This is a genomic window from Wenyingzhuangia sp. IMCC45574 (assembly GCF_054182685.1).
Map to the genome: position 1 here is coordinate 2170133 of NZ_CM135169.1, position 17468 is coordinate 2187600.

Sequence of the window (17468 nt, forward strand, 5' to 3'; positions counted from 1 at the left end):
TATGTCTAAAAAAGTTACTTTTTGGGAACAATGTAAAAAGGCCTATGCCTCCTTTTATTTAAACAATTTGTTTTTCTACATTTTGTTTGGTCTCGTAGTCCTTTTTATTCTTAGTTTTTTCATTCAAGAATTATTCAACCTAAGTCAATTACTTCTTGCAGTACTTGTAGGAGTTACGCTACTCGATGTTTTTGTTTTATTTAGTAACAAAGAAGGAATAAAAGCTAATAGAACACTTCCAGAAAAACTTTCTAATGGCGATAAAAACACGGTTACTTTAGAAATAAAAAACACCAGCACTTTAGACGTTACAGTAGACCTTATAGATGAACTTCCTGAGCAATTTCAAATACGTGATTTCAACATTCATAAAAAACTAAAAGGAGGTACTACTTATAAATTTCCATATGCACTACAACCTACCGAAAGAGGAGAATATCATTTTGGAAACACCAATATTTTTGTAAAATCTATGATTGGGCTTGTAACCAAACGATATGTTTTAAATAAGGAACAAATGGTTAAAACCTATCCTTCTTTTTTAAAATTAAAAAACTACGACCTTAAGACCATCAACAGTTTATCCACAGCATACGGTATAAAAAAAGTAAGACGAATTGGAAACTCATATGAGTTTGAACAAATAAAAGAATACGTTCAAGGAGACAATATAAAGGATATTAATTGGAAAGCTACAGCTAAGAAAAACGAATTAATGGTCAATCAATTTGTAGACGAAAAAGCACAACAAGTCTACATGCTTATTGATAGGGGAAGAACTATGAAAATGCCTTTTGACGGATTAAGTTTATTAGATTATGCCATTAATGCCTCTTTAATTACTAGTAATGTAGTACTACAAAAACACGATAAAGTTGGACTCTTTTCTTTCTCTAAAAAAATAAACGACTATGTTGCTTGCGAAAGAAGAAACCATCAAATGGGTTTAATTTTAGAATCTTTATACAACGTTAAAACCAATTTTGAAGAATCTGATTTTGGTGTTTTATACGCTGCCGTAAAGCAACATATTAGACAAAGAAGCTTGTTACTTTTGTATACAAATTTTGATAGCATGGATGCATTGGAGCGACAAATGAACTATTTAAGAGCCATTAACAAAAGCCACCTTTTAATTGTTGTTTTCTTTAAAAACAAAGAAATTTTAGATTTGGCAAAAGAGGCAACCAATTCTCGTTCGGAAGTAGTTAAAAAAGTAGTGGCAGAAAAATTTATTTACGACAAAGAACAAATGGTCCTGGAGCTAAGAAAATACGGTGTAAACTCTATTTTAACAACCCCAGAAAATTTAACCATCGACACTATTAACAAGTATATAGAAATAAAATCTAAAGGTTTAATTTAAATCTATTACTTTATCTGATACCTCAAACCCACCGACAAATTAATTCTTTGAAGGCCTTCTCCTCCATCGCCAAAATCTACCTTCACGGTTTCACCTCCAATCTCTTTTTTTTCCACACTTGTAACAGTCCCAGAAATAAAAGAAACTTGAGCCCCTATAAAAAAGTTCTCAAATAACATATAATCTACCTCTACATCGTAAGCTAAACCTAAAGTACTTCCTGTTAATTCAAAAAAACTGAGCCCTATCGTCTTTCCCAAAATAATCATTAATGATACTATGAAAATCTCCTCCTAAATTCTTTCGCTCTTTAGCTTTAAAAAATCATTAACTCTAACTTTTTCTTTTATTTTTGATAAACAAAATTTGCACAGACAAAACATGAATCCATTATTACAAGAATTCAACACCGCTCCATTTGAGCAAATAAAAAACGAACACTACCAACCTGCTTTTAACCAAGCTATTAAAGAAGCAAGAGCTGAGATTGATGAAATAACAAACAATACCGACAGCCCTACTTTTAAAAACACCATTGAGGCATTGGAGTTTTCTGGACACAAACTAAGCAGAATTTCCTCTATTTTTTTCAATTTAAATTCGGCTGAGACCAATGACGAAATGCAAAAAATAGCGCAGGAAGTATCTCCAATATTAACTGAATTTTCTAACGATGTTAGTTTAAACGAAACTTTATTTAAACGCGTTAAAGCTGTTTACGAACAAAAAGACAGTCTTAATTTAAATGGTGAACAAGCCATGTTGTTAGAAAAAAAATACAAAGGTTTTTCTCGTAATGGTGCCAATTTAAACGACCAAGACAAAGAAGCTTTAAGGAAAATTGACACAGAACTTTCTAAATTATCTTTAACCTTTGGTGAAAACGTATTGGCAGAAACCAATGCCTACGAATTGCATATTACAAACGACAAGGATCTTGCAGGACTACCTGATGGAACTATAGAAGCTGCAAAGCAAACTGCCAAGGCAAAAGAAAAAGACGGTTGGATTTTCACATTAGACTATCCTAGTTATGTCCCTTTTATGACGTATGCAAACAATAGAGAGTTACGTAAAGAACTAGCTATTGCTTTTGGTAAGAAAGGGTTCCAAGACAACAAGTATAACAACGAAGAAATTGTTTTAAGAATTGTAGAATTACGTCAACAAAGAGCACAATTACTAGGTTACGATTCTCATGCACATTTTGTTTTAGAAGAGCGCATGGCAGAATCTCCAGAAAAAGTAAATAGTTTCTTAGAAGATTTCTTAGAAAAAGCCAAACCCAAAGCGTTAGAGCAATTCAATCAGCTAGAAGAATTTGCAAAAAAAGATGGAATTGACACTTTACAAAAATGGGATGGTGGTTACTATAGTGAAAAATTAAAACAAGAACTTTTTGATTTTGATGAGGAAATTTTAAAACCTTATTTCCAACTAGAAAATGTAATAGAAGGATCTTTTAATATTGCCGAAAAATTATACGGGCTAAAATTTGAAGAAGTTTCTGATATTGAAAAATACCATCCAGAGGTAAAAACTTACAATGTAATTGATACAAACGGAAAATTTATTGCGGTTTATTACGCAGATTTCCATCCAAGACCAGGAAAAAGAAACGGGGCTTGGAAAACAGGCTACAAGAGTCAATGGAAAGTAAACGGAGAAGATTCTAGACCTCATATTTCTATTGTTTGTAATTTTACAAAACCAACAGAAACAAAACCTAGCTTACTAACTTTTAACGAGGTAACAACATTGTTCCACGAATTTGGTCATGCACTGCACGGAATGTTAGCAGATACTACTTACCCTAGCCTGTCAGGAACCTCGGTTTCTTGGGATTTTGTAGAATTGCCTAGTCAGGTAATGGAGAACTGGTGTTTTGAAAAAGAGGCTTTGGAACTATTTGCAAAGCACTATGAAACAGGTGAAATCATTCCAATAGAATTGATAGAAAAAATTAAAAAAGCCGCTAATTTCTTAGAAGGTTTACAAACCCTAAGACAACTAAGCTTCGGAATCTTAGACATGTCCTGGCACGGGCTAAGCCAGATTAGTTATGACAGCAACGATGTGAGTAGCAATGCAAACTATATTACAAACGTAAAAGAATTTGAAACGGAAGCCTTTAAAAACACTCAACTATACCCTGATGTATCAGAGAACTGTATGAGTACTTCTTTCTCTCATATTTTCCAAGGAGGTTATTCAGCTGGTTACTATTCTTACAAATGGGCAGAAGTATTAGATGCAGATGCTTTTGAGTACTTTAAAGAAACCGGAATCTTTAACAAAGAAACAGCTACTAAATTCAAAGACTTTGTACTAAGCCAAGGAGGAACACAAAAACCTATGGAGCTCTACAAACAGTTTAGAGGCAAAGAACCACAACCAGATGCTTTGTTAAAAAGAGCTGGATTGCTGTAATTTTCAGAGCTGTATATCTTGATGATATACAGCTCTTTTTGTATCTTTAAGAGAAACTTGCAACTATGATTAAAACGCTCTTAAAATACGTTTTCGCAACACTAATAATCAGCACTTCTTTTTATTGTTCTTCTGTAAAAAAAGAACAAACTACAAACACTCCCATTGCAAGTAGTACAGACACTATTAAAATTGTAAACGAAAAAGAGAAATACGAAATTATTATTATAGACCCTGGTTTTAACACTTGGCTGATTGCAAATGCAGAGCAAAGAGGCTATTTTAGTCAACAGTTTTTAGAAATAAGAAATCAGAACTTTGTAAATAGTTGGAACCTTAGAGTAAATCTCCCCCAACAATTCAACCCCGATTTATACTGTTTAAAAATTGACTTTAATCCATTAATAGATTACGGATACGAAGTAAACTATTTGCTCTACAATTATTTCTTATACTTTCAAAAGAGATATAATCAGAAATTAGTTTAAGATTAAGGAATCATTTTTTTAAGCTTTAAACCACATTTACGACTGACTTTAAAAAACAAATGATCGCTAAAAAACACCTAGGAGAACTCATTGTCTTTTTTATTTTTTATCCCATTTTTTTGGCGATATCAGAAATACCAGTACAATACAAACTTATTGTCACCATTATACCTACAACATTTATACTTCAAAAAAGTATTAAATACAGAAAAGCTTTATTTAAAAAACGAAAACAAGTAAAACCTTTAAAATTCTGGCTAAAAGTAAGCTATCGGTCTCTTATAATTTTTACGGCAACTTTTGCCTATATAAAATATACAAATCCAAATTTGTTATTCAAATCCATTTTAACACAACCCGACCTATGGATAAAAATGATGTTAGTATACACATTCTTATCTGTTATTCCTCAAGAATTTATTTACCGAGTTTTCTTTTTCTACAGATATAGAAAACTAGCTAGAAAACCCGAACTTTTCTACTTGTGGAATGCTTTACTATTCTCCATTGCTCATTTAATGTTTCATAGCTGGCTTGTGTTAGTTGTAACCTTTATAGGTGGATACATATTTGCCTATACCTACTCTAAAACAAAATCTTGGTTTTGGGTATGTGTAGAACACACCCTATATGGGGGATGGTTATTTACCGTAGGATTGGGAAAGATGTTAGGATTTCCTATTTAACTTAAAATTAACATCTAATCCACTAACATCAAGAAAATCACATTTAAATTTGCTTCAAAAATTGATTTAAGAAATGAAATTACGCAGCTTAATTATTGGTTTGCTTTTGAGTAGTAAAATATGCTCAGCACAAGAATTTACTTCCGGTAATTTAAATTTCACCATCACTAGTGAATTCACTGTTGAAGTTATTGGTAAATCTGGCTCAAGCACAGAAATTACGATACCTAAATCTGTAAGCTACAACTATAAAAATTACAATGTAACAAGTATCAAAGCTAAAGCTTTCCAACTTCAATTTGATAAACTAACCAGTATTAATATACCTAGCAGCATTACTAATATAGGTAATTACGCTTTCAACTTTACAGGAATCACCACTTTAGTAATCCCAAATGGCGTAAAGCATATTGGAGCCTATGCTTTTGCAAGTACATCATTAAATCATCTAACCTTATCTGAAAGTATTGAAACTATTGGTTCCGGAGCTTTTGACCTTAGTTTTTTAACTACTGTCATCTCTCTTAAACAAGACCCTGCTTTTCTACCAAACGATGCCTTCAGCGAGTTTGAAAAAGAGAACAACATAAGTCTAATTATACCCTTAAACAGTAGTGATAATTACACGAATAAAAACTGGACTGGCTTCATGTCGATAACAGAAAACAGTTCTCTGAGTACTAAAAAAGAACTGAAAGAAGATAACTTTAAAAACTCAATTCTGATAGAGAAAAACATTCTCAAAATAAAAAATAAAACTACGATTATTAGAAACACTATCTATAATTCTTCTGGAATTAAAATAAAAAGCAGCACACAGAATGAAATCTACATTGGAGATTTAGCTAAAGGAGTCTATATATTAAAAATCGATTCTTCCAATGGTAGTTACTCTCACAAATTTAGTCTTTAATTCTTTTTAAGAAAGTTATCTATTTATGATTTTTAGTAAAAATCAACAAAAAATATAAAAACGTTATTTAAGAGAGCTTTAGAACACTACTAAAGCTCTTTTCATTAATTTTGTTAACTATATAACAATCAAAAAAACGTTTTCATGAACAAGTACGATGTAACTGTTATCGGTTCTGGACCTGGAGGATATGTAGCAGCAATTAGATGTGCTCAATTAGGATTAAAAACTGCTATTATAGAAAAGTACAGCACTATGGGTGGTACTTGTCTAAATGTTGGATGTATTCCATCTAAAGCATTATTAGATTCATCTCACCATTACCATGATGCTTTGTCTCATTTTGAGAAGCACGGAATTGGAGTTGACAATGTTACTCTTGATTTCCCTCAAATGGTAAAGCGTAAAAACGAAGTAGTAGAACAAACTACCGGAGGTATTCAATTCTTAATGGACAAGAACAAAATTGATGTTTATGAAGGACGTGGTGAATTTTTCGACACTACACATATCAATATTCATAAAAACGACGGTTCAGTAGAGAAAATTGAATCCGCAAAAACAATTATTGCTACTGGTTCTAAACCTGGATCTTTACCTTTTATCAACATCGATAAAGAAAGAGTAATTACCTCTACAGAAGCTTTAAAATTAAAAGAAGTCCCAAAACACTTAATCGTGATTGGTGGTGGAGTTATTGGTTTAGAGTTAGGACAAGTATATAAGCGTTTAGGAGCAGAAGTTTCTGTAATTGAATACATGCCTAAAATTGTTCCTGGTATGGATGCAATGTTATCTAAAGAATTACAAAAATCTTTAAAGAAACAAGGATTAAAATTCTTTGTAGGTCACAAAGTTACGTCTGTAACGAATACTGGTGACGGTGTAAAGGTTACTGCTGATAATAAAAAAGGAGAAGAAGTTGTATTTGAAGGAGACTATACATTAATTTCTGTAGGTCGTGTACCTTACACAACTGGTTTAGGGTTAAACAATATTGGTATTAAAACTACCCAAAGAGGACAAATAGAAACAAACGAACACCTACAAACAAACATAGAAAACATCTATGCTATTGGTGATGTTGTAAAAGGTGCTATGTTAGCTCACAAAGCAGAAGAAGAAGGAACTATGGTTGCTGAATTTATTGCTGGTGAGAAACCACATATTGATTACAACTTAATACCTGGTGTTGTGTACACTTGGCCTGAGGTTGCCGCTGTTGGTAAAACAGAAGAACAATTAAAAGAAGAAGGTATTGCTTACAAATCTGGTTCTTTTAACATGAGAGCATTAGGTAGAGCAAGAGCTTCTATGGATATAGACGGACAGGTAAAAGTATTAGCAGATGCCACTACAGATGAAATTCTAGGAGTGCATATGATAGGTGCCCGTGCTGCAGATATGATTGCAGAAGCTGTTGTTGCTATGGAATTTAGAGCATCTGCAGAAGATGTTTCTAGAATGTCTCATGCGCACCCTACTTATACAGAAGCAATTAAAGAAGCTTGTTTGGCTGCTACAGACAATAGAGCAATACACGCTTAAAATAACTCATAACTATTACTTATAGTTTTAATAGCTTTTTTTATAAAAGGTCTTTGCTTGTTTTGCAAAGACCTTTTTATCTTTATCAAAGTTTAAAATGATTTTAAAAATGATGAAACATTTAATAGCCTTTCTAACATTATGTTTCGGCTACCAAACTACTTACTGTCAATCTTCTATTAAGGATAAAATTTTCTTAGAAGCAAACATTGGAATCACCTCTAGGATAGAAGGAGAACAAACGCAGTCTCAGTTTCATAGAAAAACTACGCAGACTGTAAAAAACGGAACTCAATACGGTATCACTGCCTTCTACGATAAAGAAATAATTCCATCAACAATACTGGGACTTAAATACCTTTTAAATACCTACGAAGGAGAAAACAACACTTCTGTATTTTTAATTGATGGACAACCTGCAGAAACTGGTATTTTAAAAAACAACTCTAAACTTCACTTTATAGCACTAAGCAGTCGATCTTCATTTCAGTTTGGTAATGGAAAAAACGAAGCATATTGCGAACCTTCGGTGGGATATTTTTTATACAAGCAAGAAATTCAAATAAATACCAAACAAACCCTAAAAGGCGGAAACATTGGTTTTTCAATTAATTTTGGATACTTAAGAAACCTGTCTAAAAATCTAAGCATTGGTGCAAACTTTGGGTTCTTTAATGCGAACTTAGAAAATTACACTGTAGACAACGGAATCTCTAAACAAAAAATAGAAGCAGCACCAGTAGATGCGATTGTATTAAGTAGCCTTCATTCTAATCTAATTCTTAGATACAAACTATAATCAAAATGAAAAAAATATCTTGGGGTGTATTGAGCACAGCAAATATCGCTGTTGATAAAGTAATTCCTGCTATGCAAAATAGCCAATATTGTAGTATTGATGCTATTGCTTCTCGAAATATAAAAACAGCACAAGAAATAGCTAACTATTTAAGCATTCCTAAGACCTATGGGAGTTACGATGAATTACTTCTAGACAACGAGATTGAAGCTGTTTACATACCGCTTCCCAATCACATGCATATAGAATGGGTACAAAAAGCATTAGAAGCAGGTAAACACGTTTTATGTGAAAAACCTATTGGATTAAATGCAGCGCAAGCAAAATACTTATTAAAACTTACTCAGGACTATCCTAAACTAAAAGTAATGGAAGCTTTTATGTACCGTTTTAATCCCCGTTGGGACACTGTAAAAGAAACCATTAAAAATGGAGAAATAGGAGCCTTAAAAAACATCCATAGTGTTTTTACCTATTACAATGTAGATCCCAACAACATTAGAAACAATGCAGAAATAGGTGGTGGAAGTTTATTGGATGTAGGTTGCTACTGTATTTCTCTTTCCAGATTCCTATACGAAGAGGAACCCATTGCGGTGAACGCATCTATAGAATATGACCCTATTTTAAAAACTGACAGATTGGTTTCTGGAACATTAAAATTTAGTAACGGAACAGCCTCTTTTACCTGCTCTACGCAGCTTTTAGACAGAGAATATGCTGATGTTCTTGGAACCAAAGGTAGAATAGAAATACCGCACCCTTTTATTCCGTCTAAAGACTTAGAAAACGAACTTACAATTGTAAAAGAAGAAGAAACCAGAGAACTTCTTTTTGATAAATGCAATCAATACACAATACAAGGAGATTTGTTTTCTCTAGCCATTATCAATAACTCGGAAGTCCCGACCTCTTTAAGCGATGCTTACAACAACATGAAAGTAATTGATGCCTTGTTTAAGAGTGGAAAAACAAACACTTGGGTAAACATTAACTAAGCTCTATTTATATTTCGTCTAAAGCCTTTTTTAGCTAATTTTATTTAGTTAAACTAAAACAATACTCATATGCCAGTAGTAGAACTAGAAAAAGGAAAAACATACAAATATTGTACTTGCGGACATTCTGCAACAATGCCATTTTGCGACAGTGCTCATGTAACCAAAGGTGGTGGTAAACCTATATTATTTACTGCAGAAGAATCTGGAGGAATAGCTCTTTGCGGATGTGGTAAAAGCAATAACAAACCATACTGCGACGGAAGTCACAATAGTTAAAAACAAAATCCCAAATTGATATTCTCAATTTGGGATTTTAATTTAGTATTGGTTTTTAGTTAAAACTAATCTACATTATCATGAAGAAATGAATTGTTTCTTCTAATCGTTAAATCGTCTCCACTACCATCTATACTTGTTCTAGATATTTTATCAGGATCTTGCTTCGCATGTAAATCTAACCCTTGTCTTTTATATGCTGGCTCCTTTTCTATATCGTCTATTATATCTTCGTTAAAAGCAGTACTCTTAAAACGATGATTGTACTTTTTCATCGTATTTTTTCTCTTTTCAGAAGATTTTTTCAACTCTGAAATTGTTAAGTTTAAAGGAGAAATTTGTTCTTCATCTACAACTTCTATATTAGATACATCTGCCCTTTGATTCACCTTAAAGGTTACTTCTTCAGCATCGTTTACCTCTATATCTTTTACACCCAATCTCTTTTCTAATCGAGAAGAATTACTAATTGTAGGCTGAACATCTTCAAAATCACTTAAGTTATATCTTTTGATACCTAAATCATCTTCGGCAACAAAGTCCATTTTAACAGAAGCTTCCTCTACAACATCTTCGTCCTCTTCTAATGTATATACAGTTCTTTCTGGAACCTGAGAAACCACCTCTTCAGCACCAAAAACAGAGACATCCATTATATTAAGTTCCTCCTTAACTTCTTTGGTAATAACCTGAGCATCTACTACAGGAATATCAAATACATTTTGCGCTAATTCATGCTTCACCTCAACCGCATCTACAACAGAAATATCTCTAACATCTACTTCTTTCTTAGATACCTCTACAACATCATTAACCGGTAAATCAAATACATTAACAGCATCTTGTTTCGGTTGTTCTTCAACAGCAGAAAACAAATCCAACGTAATGTCATTAATTACAAAATCGTCCTCAGAAACAGCTTCAATCTGCTCGTGTTTTACTTCTTCGTATTCCACTAAAATATCCTCAACAGCAATTGTTTCCTCAACAATCTTTACAGGCTCCTCTTTTTTAACTTCTTCCTCAAACAACTGATGAACTACTTTCTTTTCTTCCTTTGGTTTTTCAACCTCAACAGCAGGTTCCACTCTAGTAGCTCTAGCAACTGTTTTATTCTCATCGAAATTATAGTGTGCCGTTTGCTCTGTATTTAACGTATGGTATACTTTTTTAACTTCGGTATTGGTAATTTCTCTTTGCTGATCTATGGCAAAACCAGTAGCAACTACAGTAACTGCAATCGCATCTTCCAAAGCATCATCTTCACCAACTCCCATAATAATATTTGCATCGTAACCTGCCTCCTCTTGAATAAAATCATTGATTTCTCCAATTTCATCTAAAGTAACCTCATCTCTACCAGACACAATTAACAACAATACATTCTTAGCACCTCTAATCTTATTATCGTTTAACAATGGAGAGTCTAAGGCCTTCATAATAGCATTTTGTGCTCTGCTTTCACCCGCTTCTTTTGCTGACCCCATAATTGCTGTTCCACTGTTAGACAAAACAGTCTTAGCATCATGTAAATCTATATTTTGCTTGTAGTGGTGTGTAATTACCTCGGCAATACCTCTTGCAGCAGTAGACAACACCTCATCTGCTTTAGAGAACCCAGCTTTAAATCCTAAATTCCCATATACCTCTCTAAGCTTATTGTTATTAATAACAATTAAAGAATCTACATTATCTCTTAACTCATCAATCCCCTTCTGAGCCTGCTTAGAACGCATTTTTCCTTCAAACTGAAATGGCATTGTAACTATCCCTACAGTTAAAATGTTCATTTTTTTAGCAATACCCGCAATAATAGGTGCAGCCCCTGTACCGGTACCACCTCCCATACCCGCAGTAATGAAAACCATTTTAGTTTGCGAGTTCAGCATTTGCTCAATTTCATCAATGCTCTCCTTAGCAGCTTTCCCTCCTACTTCTGGGTTCGCTCCAGCTCCTAAACCAGAGGTTAAACTTGCTCCTAATTGTACTTTATTGGGAATAGGACTATTCTGAAGTGCTTGTGCATCTGTATTACAGATGACAAAATCCACTCCTTTTATGTCCTGCATAAACATGTGGTTTACTGCATTACTACCACCACCTCCTACTCCAATTACCTTAATGGAATTAGATTGAGATTTAGGCATATCGAATGTTACGTTATTGAATGGTGTTTCACTCATAGTTTTAGGGATTTAAGGGTGTAACAATGTTTACTCCGCTTCATTTAAAAAATCTTTTAGACCTGTTGCAAAACGGTCGAACCAAGATTTTTTACCATCAATATTTTTATCACTTTTAATTTCTTTCTCTTCGGGAATTTCTTCCTCTTCTAGTACAGAATCGACAATAGGAGTTTCCTCCTCAACTTCTTCTATAACGGGTTCTTCTACCATTTTGGTAACTATAGGTTTTGCTTCTTCTTTGGGTAATTTTTCTAACCCTTCCATTAACAAACCTACAGCAGTAGCGTAAACTGGGCTAGACAATGCCTCATCAGAACCTCCAGCTAAATGCTCATTAGGATAACCAATACGAGTATCCATTCCTGTTATATATTCTACCAATTGCTTTAAGTGTTTTACCTGAGCTCCACCTCCTGTTAACACAATACCCGCAATTAATTTTCCGTTTTTAGACTCGTGTCCGTAGTTTTTAATCTCTAAATATACTTGCTCTACAATCTCTGTAATGCGAGCATGAATTACCTGAGACAAACTTTTTAAGGTAATTTCCTTTGGTTCTCTTCCTCTTAAACCAGGAATCGAAACAATTTCATTCTCCTTATTTTCTCCTGGCCATGCAGAACCAAATTTCACTTTTAATAACTCGGCTTGTTTTTCAATAATCGAAAAACCTTCCTTTATATCTTCAGTAATTACATTACCTCCAAAAGGTACTACTGCCGTATGGCGGATGATTCCATCTTTAAAAATGGCTAAATCTGTTGTTCCACCACCTATATCTATTAAAGCAACTCCTGCTTCTTTTTCTTCGTAGCTTAATACTGCTTCTGCAGATGCTAAAGGTTCTAATGTAATAGCAGACAATCCTAAGCCTGCATTTTTAACACATCTACCTATATTTTTTATCTGAGATACTTGTCCCACTACTACATGAAAGTTAGCTTCTAATCTACCCCCATACATACCAATAGGCTCCGAAATATCTGCCTGACTATCTACTTTATATTCCTGAGGCAACACATGAATAATCTCTTCTCCTGGTAACATAACCAATTTATGTACCTGATTGATTAAATCATCTATATCACTATCATCAATTACCTCTTCTGGATCTTCTCTTGTTATATAATCACTATGATGAATACTTCTAATATGATGCCCCGCAATTCCAACAGTTACTGTTTCTATCTTTAAACCAGAAACATTTTCTGCTTCGTCTACAGCTTGCTGAATAGATTGTATTGTCTGAGTAATATTATTTACAACCCCTCGCTTAACACCTAAACTTTTAGCCTTACCAATTCCTAAGACTTCAATCTTTCCATACTCATTTTCACGACCAATCATGGCTACAATCTTTGTTGTACCAATATCTAATCCTATTGCAATACGGTTATTTTCCATGATCTTATTTATTTTGAGCAAACAATCTGATTGTTATACTGTAAATCTATTTTTTTGAAAGTGTTCGCTAAACTATCGTTTTCCATATAGTTATAAAACACCTTTAACTTTTTTAATTTCCCGCTGATATTTTCTAAATCTCCCAACAATACTTGTTGTTTATTAATTCTAGTAGACAGCCAAAACCCAGCATCATTTTTTTTAACTGACACCACTATTTTTTTCATAAAAGTATCTGCATCAATTTTTTTAATCAATGGAAACACTTCTTCTGGTTTAATTAAACCATTTCTATTGTTGATGATTGGAACTCTTGCAGAATAATTTTCTGACAAAGGCATTTCTCCCCCCTTTGTGTCTATATAAATAACATTTTGTGGATTAAACATTCTTGCCAACGGCTTTCTTTGTTTAATCTCCACATTTAGTTTACCTGTTATCCCCATGGAAACATCAGCAAATGAGACCATTGAATGAGACTGTATCAAGTTTTCCAGTTCTTGTAAATTTATAGAGGATTTTGGTTGGTTTTTAACATTTCCTACATTTTGTATTAACAAGTTATTAACGTTCTCCGATGTTAAGAACAAATTGTCATCATTCTCAAAAGAAACTACTACACTTGTAAGCTTTCTAGCTCCATTTTTCTTGGTTGCAAAACCAAAAATTAGGGCTATAGCCAATAGGTAGATTCCTGTTTTTATGTAGACAAAATATTTTTTCATCAAATAGCCAACTCTTTAGTTACTTCTTCTATCAACACTCCTATATCTCCAGCTCCTAGCATTACAACTACAGGAGCATTTGTATTCTTTACTGTTTCTAAAACCTCTTTTTTAGACTGTAACGACTTTTTTTCATTTTTAACTTTCTCCAACAACCAATCTGATGTTACTCCTTCAATAGGCAATTCTCTTGCAGGATAAATATCCATTAATACCACTTCATCAAATTTCGACAAACTACTTGCAAAATCATCTACAAAATCTCTTGTTCTTGTAAACAAATGAGGCTGAAACACTGCCAATACTTTTTGCCCTGGATACATTTCTCTAACCGCATTCTCTACGGCATCTATTTCAGTTGGATGATGTGCATAATCATCAATCAACACAAAATCCTCGTCCTTTATTTTGTACGAAAATCTCCTTTTTACTCCTTTATAAGAAGCCAAAGCCTCTTTTATACTCTCCAATCCAACTCCGTGCTTTTCTGCCATCGCAATAGACACTAAGGCATTAGACACATTGTGTCTTCCTGGCAAATGAAACACCACATCTTTTACAAATCCAGAGGGTGTTTTCACATCAAAGACAAAAGAACCTTTCTCTACAACTACATTCAATGCCTGATAATCTGCCTCTTCTTCCACTCCATACGTAAGACCATCAACAGGCAATCCTTTTTTAACAATTAATGTATTGCTCACTTTGGCTGCAAAATCTCTAAACGATTTCTCCAACTCAGACTTTTCACCGTATATATCCAAATGATCTGCATCCATATTTGTAATACAAGCTACGTCTGGAGATAATTTTAAAAACGATCTATCAAACTCATCTGCCTCTACTACAGATATTTTATCTTCTCCCAGTATTAGGTTTGAGTTATAGTTTTCTGTAATCCCTCCTAAAAACGAAGTCGCTCCAGTACCACATACATGCATAATGTGTCCCAAAATAGAAGACGTAGTTGTCTTTCCATGAGTTCCAGCGACTGCATAACAAATTGTATTTTTGGTTATTTCTCCCAAAATTGCAGCACGCTTTAGCACCTCAAAACCATTATTCATAAAATGGTTTAAAATCTTACTATCCTTTGGAATGGCAGGTGTATATACCACCAACGTTTCTTCCTTATTCTTAAAAGCACTTGGAACCTCTTCTACCTCATCAACAAACGTAATTTCTACTCCCTGTTCCTCTAAAGCATCCGTTACTACCGATGGAGTCTTATCGTACCCCCCTACCTGTTTTCCGTTTTTCACAAAATAGCTTGCAATGGCACTCATTCCAATACCACCAATCCCAACAAAAAATATATTTTCTATTGCTTTTAACTCCATTGGGTTAATTTTTTAATTTCTTCTACAATTTCTTGTGTTGCATTTGGTCTGGCCAATGCTTTTATATTTTTAGACAATTCATCGCTAGTTTCATTGGCTAACAAACTCTGAAACTGCCTCATAAATTGTTCTTTCTCTGTTTCTTTTAACAAAATAGCAGCATTGTGTTTTGCTACGGCATTTGCATTTTTAGTTTGATGGTCTTCTGCCACATTTGGCGAAGGAATAAAAACAACTGGTTTTCCTACAATACACAACTCTGAAACCGAACTCGCACCCGCCCTAGAAACTATGACATCTGCAGCCGCATATGCCAAGTTCATTTTAGACAAATAAGCATGTGTCTGCACCCCTTCTTTTTCGTTATGCTTTTTATACTCATCAATATAAAACTTCCCTGTTTGCCAAATAATCTGAATATTTTCCGCTAGTAAAGCTTCTAAATTACTTTCAATTATTTGATTGATTGCTCTAGCACCCAAACTACCACCCAACACCAACAACGTTTTTTTATCTTCCATTAAATTAAACTCCAAAAGAGCCTCAGCCCTTTTATCGTCAACCGATAATAAATCTTGCCGAACAGGATTTCCTGTAAACACAATTTTCTCTTTTGGAAAATAACGTTCCATGTTTTCGTAAGCCACGCAAATCTTATCTACATTTTTAGCTAAGATTTTATTGGTAATTCCGGCATATGAATTTTGCTCCTGAATTACTGTTGGAATTCCTTTTTTTGCAGCTACTTGTAAAATAGGTCCACTTGCAAAACCTCCTGTTCCAATTACAACATCGGGTTTAAACTGTCTAATGTACTTTTTAGCTCTCGCAATACTATTCACCAACTTAAATGGGAACATTAAATTTTTTAACGTTAAGTTCCTTTGCAAACCAGCAATCCACAACCCCTTAATTTCATACCCTGCTTGGGGCACTTTTTCCATTTCCATTTTATCCTGAGCACCCACAAACAAAAACTCAGCATTAGGATACTGACTCTTTAATTCATTAGCAATGGCAATAGCAGGATAAATATGTCCTCCTGTCCCACCTCCACTTATCATTATTTTTTTTGCGCTACTCATACCTCTTCCAATTCTTCTTTATTGGGATAAAAATTCTCTAATGGATCTTCTCCTTTTTCTTCTAACTCTTGTTCTGTAACTCCTTTAGAAGCCGTTACACTCAAGACCATTCCTATAGCCAAACATATCATCCAAATAGACGTACCTCCACTACTTATAAGTGGCAATGTTTGCCCCGTAACCGGCCCTAAATTGGTGGCTACCATCATATTAATTATTGCCTGAAAAACTATTGGAAAACCAACTCCAATAACCAACAACTGCCCAAATACTGTTCCTGCTTTTTTTACCGCTACATACATCCTAAAGGTTAGCAATAAATAGACGAGTAATACCATACATGCTCCAACCAACCCATATTCTTCTACAATAATTGCAAAAATAAAATCTGAAGAAGACTGTGGTAAAAAGTTTTTCTGCACACTCTTACCTGGTCCTTTCCCTGTTAAACCTCCGGTAGCAATAGCTATTTTAGCATTCTCTACCTGATACCCTTCTTTACTATCATCACTAGAAAAATTTTCTATCCTACTTATCCAAGTATCTACCCTGTTAGGCATTAAAGTAGGAAAAGCTTTTGCCGTTAATACAAACAAAGCCAAAGCAACTACCCCAGTACCTACAATTCCTGCTAAATATTTTGTAGGATATCCACCTACAAAACACAACATTAAAATCATACAGAATAAAATGGCAGTGGTAGAAAAATTGGCAGGCAAGATAAATAGTAAAACCAAAGCCACAGGAGCCCATAATTTTAGCAAACTCTCCTTAAAATCTATCTTTACATCTTTTCGCTGTGCTAAATATCTCGCAGTATACACCATCACAACTAAGGATGCGAAAGTGGAAGTCTGAAAACCAATCCCAATTCCAGGTATTCGAATCCAACGAGCGGCATTAGCCCCTCCAATAGTTGTTCCTTGTGCCAATGTTACAATTAACAACACAATAACAATTGGAATCATAAATACCGACAAACCGCTAAAGTATCTATAAGGCATACGGTGTACAAAAAACATAAGTATAAAACCCATTGCCAATAAAACACCGTGTTTTATTAAAATTCCTAAGGTAGTTCCATTACCTGCTACATAAACCAAATTGGTACTAGCACTATAGACTGGCATAAAAGAGAACAATGCCAACAAAGCAACCAGAGCCCAAATAAAGAGATCTCCTTTTATAAATGATTTTATGTAAGATAATGATACTCCCATG

At 34.0% G+C, this 17468-nt stretch carries 16 protein-coding genes; 9 read left to right on the forward strand and 7 right to left on the reverse strand.

What is annotated here, in order from left to right:
- Window position 1 precedes the first annotated feature (1 nt).
- On the forward strand, window positions 2-1366 hold the full coding sequence (locus ACXHHC_RS09320; protein ID WP_458226098.1) for a DUF58 domain-containing protein: 1365 nt from the start codon (window positions 2-4) through the stop codon (window positions 1364-1366).
- 5 nt (window positions 1367-1371) lie between these two features.
- Here ACXHHC_RS09320 and ACXHHC_RS09325 read toward each other — a convergent pair whose 3' ends face one another.
- Complete coding sequence (locus tag ACXHHC_RS09325) at window positions 1372-1626, reverse strand: hypothetical protein (RefSeq protein WP_458226099.1); 255 nt, start codon at window positions 1624-1626, stop codon at window positions 1372-1374.
- Between the two features lie 121 nt (window positions 1627-1747).
- Between ACXHHC_RS09325 and ACXHHC_RS09330 the strand changes: the two genes are divergently transcribed.
- From ACXHHC_RS09330 to ACXHHC_RS09365, 8 genes are all read left to right on the forward strand, one after another.
- Window positions 1748-3796, forward strand: a complete 2049-nt coding sequence (locus tag ACXHHC_RS09330; RefSeq protein WP_458226100.1) for a M3 family metallopeptidase — start codon at window positions 1748-1750, stop codon at window positions 3794-3796.
- A 65-nt stretch (window positions 3797-3861) separates the two neighbouring features.
- Window positions 3862-4284, forward strand: a complete 423-nt coding sequence (locus ACXHHC_RS09335) for a DUF6146 family protein (RefSeq protein WP_458226101.1) — start codon at window positions 3862-3864, stop codon at window positions 4282-4284.
- 374 nt (window positions 4285-4658) lie between these two features.
- Window positions 4659-4970 carry a CPBP family intramembrane glutamic endopeptidase gene (locus ACXHHC_RS09340; RefSeq protein ID WP_458226102.1) on the forward strand — a complete coding sequence of 104 codons (312 nt, stop codon included), beginning with the start codon at window positions 4659-4661 and terminating at the stop codon, window positions 4968-4970.
- A gap of 73 nt (window positions 4971-5043) precedes the next feature.
- A complete protein-coding gene (locus tag ACXHHC_RS09345) occupies window positions 5044-5883 on the forward strand; it encodes a leucine-rich repeat domain-containing protein (RefSeq protein ID WP_458226103.1) in 840 nt (279 codons plus the stop codon).
- Window positions 5884-6027: 144 nt separating this feature from the next.
- Window positions 6028-7431: a dihydrolipoyl dehydrogenase gene (lpdA, locus tag ACXHHC_RS09350; RefSeq protein WP_458226104.1), complete on the forward strand. Its 1404-nt coding sequence runs from the start codon at window positions 6028-6030 to the stop codon at window positions 7429-7431.
- A 109-nt stretch (window positions 7432-7540) separates the two neighbouring features.
- Window positions 7541-8230 carry a hypothetical protein gene (locus tag ACXHHC_RS09355; protein ID WP_458226105.1) on the forward strand — a complete coding sequence of 230 codons (690 nt, stop codon included), beginning with the start codon at window positions 7541-7543 and terminating at the stop codon, window positions 8228-8230.
- A 5-nt stretch (window positions 8231-8235) separates the two neighbouring features.
- A complete protein-coding gene (locus ACXHHC_RS09360; RefSeq protein ID WP_458226106.1) occupies window positions 8236-9228 on the forward strand; it encodes a Gfo/Idh/MocA family protein in 993 nt (330 codons plus the stop codon).
- Window positions 9229-9297: 69 nt separating this feature from the next.
- The gene (locus tag ACXHHC_RS09365) at window positions 9298-9507 is read left to right on the forward strand and encodes a CDGSH iron-sulfur domain-containing protein (protein WP_458226107.1); all 210 of its coding nucleotides are present in this window, start codon (window positions 9298-9300) and stop codon (window positions 9505-9507) included.
- 65 nt (window positions 9508-9572) lie between these two features.
- On the opposite strand, the gene ftsZ is transcribed toward ACXHHC_RS09365, so the two are convergent.
- Genes ftsZ through ACXHHC_RS09395 form a run of 6 tightly spaced genes read right to left on the reverse strand, consistent with a single transcriptional unit; the run spans window position 9573 to window position 17467 of the window.
- Window positions 9573-11690, reverse strand: coding sequence for a cell division protein FtsZ (gene ftsZ, locus ACXHHC_RS09370; RefSeq protein WP_458226108.1), 2118 nt, complete (start codon window positions 11688-11690; stop codon window positions 9573-9575).
- Between the two features lie 30 nt (window positions 11691-11720).
- On the reverse strand, window positions 11721-13097 hold the full coding sequence (ftsA, locus tag ACXHHC_RS09375) for a cell division protein FtsA (RefSeq protein WP_458226109.1): 1377 nt from the start codon (window positions 13095-13097) through the stop codon (window positions 11721-11723).
- Between the two features lie 8 nt (window positions 13098-13105).
- On the reverse strand, window positions 13106-13822 hold the full coding sequence (locus tag ACXHHC_RS09380; RefSeq protein WP_458226110.1) for a cell division protein FtsQ/DivIB: 717 nt from the start codon (window positions 13820-13822) through the stop codon (window positions 13106-13108).
- Window positions 13822-15162 carry a UDP-N-acetylmuramate--L-alanine ligase gene (gene murC / locus ACXHHC_RS09385; RefSeq protein WP_458226111.1) on the reverse strand — a complete coding sequence of 447 codons (1341 nt, stop codon included), beginning with the start codon at window positions 15160-15162 and terminating at the stop codon, window positions 13822-13824. The genes ACXHHC_RS09380 and murC overlap by 1 nt, the downstream gene beginning before the upstream one ends.
- Window positions 15153-16247 carry an undecaprenyldiphospho-muramoylpentapeptide beta-N-acetylglucosaminyltransferase gene (gene murG, locus ACXHHC_RS09390; protein ID WP_458226112.1) on the reverse strand — a complete coding sequence of 365 codons (1095 nt, stop codon included), beginning with the start codon at window positions 16245-16247 and terminating at the stop codon, window positions 15153-15155. Before murG ends, murC begins: the two co-directional genes overlap by 10 nt.
- A complete protein-coding gene (locus ACXHHC_RS09395; protein WP_458226113.1) occupies window positions 16244-17467 on the reverse strand; it encodes an FtsW/RodA/SpoVE family cell cycle protein in 1224 nt (407 codons plus the stop codon). The genes murG and ACXHHC_RS09395 overlap by 4 nt, the downstream gene beginning before the upstream one ends.
- Window position 17468: the final 1 nt, after the last annotated feature.

Coding starts and splice junctions, on each gene's coding strand:
- ACXHHC_RS09320 (WP_458226098.1), top strand. CDS start 2: ATGTCTAAAAAAGTTACTTTTTGGGAACAATGTAAAAAGGCCTATGCC.
- ACXHHC_RS09330 (WP_458226100.1), top strand. CDS start 1,748: ATGAATCCATTATTACAAGAATTCAACACCGCTCCATTTGAGCAAATA.
- ACXHHC_RS09335 (WP_458226101.1), top strand. CDS start 3,862: ATGATTAAAACGCTCTTAAAATACGTTTTCGCAACACTAATAATCAGC.
- ACXHHC_RS09340 (WP_458226102.1), top strand. CDS start 4,659: ATGATGTTAGTATACACATTCTTATCTGTTATTCCTCAAGAATTTATT.
- ACXHHC_RS09345 (WP_458226103.1), top strand. CDS start 5,044: ATGAAATTACGCAGCTTAATTATTGGTTTGCTTTTGAGTAGTAAAATA.
- lpdA (WP_458226104.1), top strand. CDS start 6,028: ATGAACAAGTACGATGTAACTGTTATCGGTTCTGGACCTGGAGGATAT.
- ACXHHC_RS09355 (WP_458226105.1), top strand. CDS start 7,541: ATGATGAAACATTTAATAGCCTTTCTAACATTATGTTTCGGCTACCAA.
- ACXHHC_RS09360 (WP_458226106.1), top strand. CDS start 8,236: ATGAAAAAAATATCTTGGGGTGTATTGAGCACAGCAAATATCGCTGTT.
- ACXHHC_RS09365 (WP_458226107.1), top strand. CDS start 9,298: ATGCCAGTAGTAGAACTAGAAAAAGGAAAAACATACAAATATTGTACT.
- ftsZ (WP_458226108.1), bottom strand. CDS start 11,690: ATGAGTGAAACACCATTCAATAACGTAACATTCGATATGCCTAAATCT.
- ftsA (WP_458226109.1), bottom strand. CDS start 13,097: ATGGAAAATAACCGTATTGCAATAGGATTAGATATTGGTACAACAAAG.
- ACXHHC_RS09380 (WP_458226110.1), bottom strand. CDS start 13,822: ATGAAAAAATATTTTGTCTACATAAAAACAGGAATCTACCTATTGGCT.
- murC (WP_458226111.1), bottom strand. CDS start 15,162: ATGGAGTTAAAAGCAATAGAAAATATATTTTTTGTTGGGATTGGTGGT.
- murG (WP_458226112.1), bottom strand. CDS start 16,247: ATGAGTAGCGCAAAAAAAATAATGATAAGTGGAGGTGGGACAGGAGGA.
- ACXHHC_RS09395 (WP_458226113.1), bottom strand. CDS start 17,467: ATGGGAGTATCATTATCTTACATAAAATCATTTATAAAAGGAGATCTC.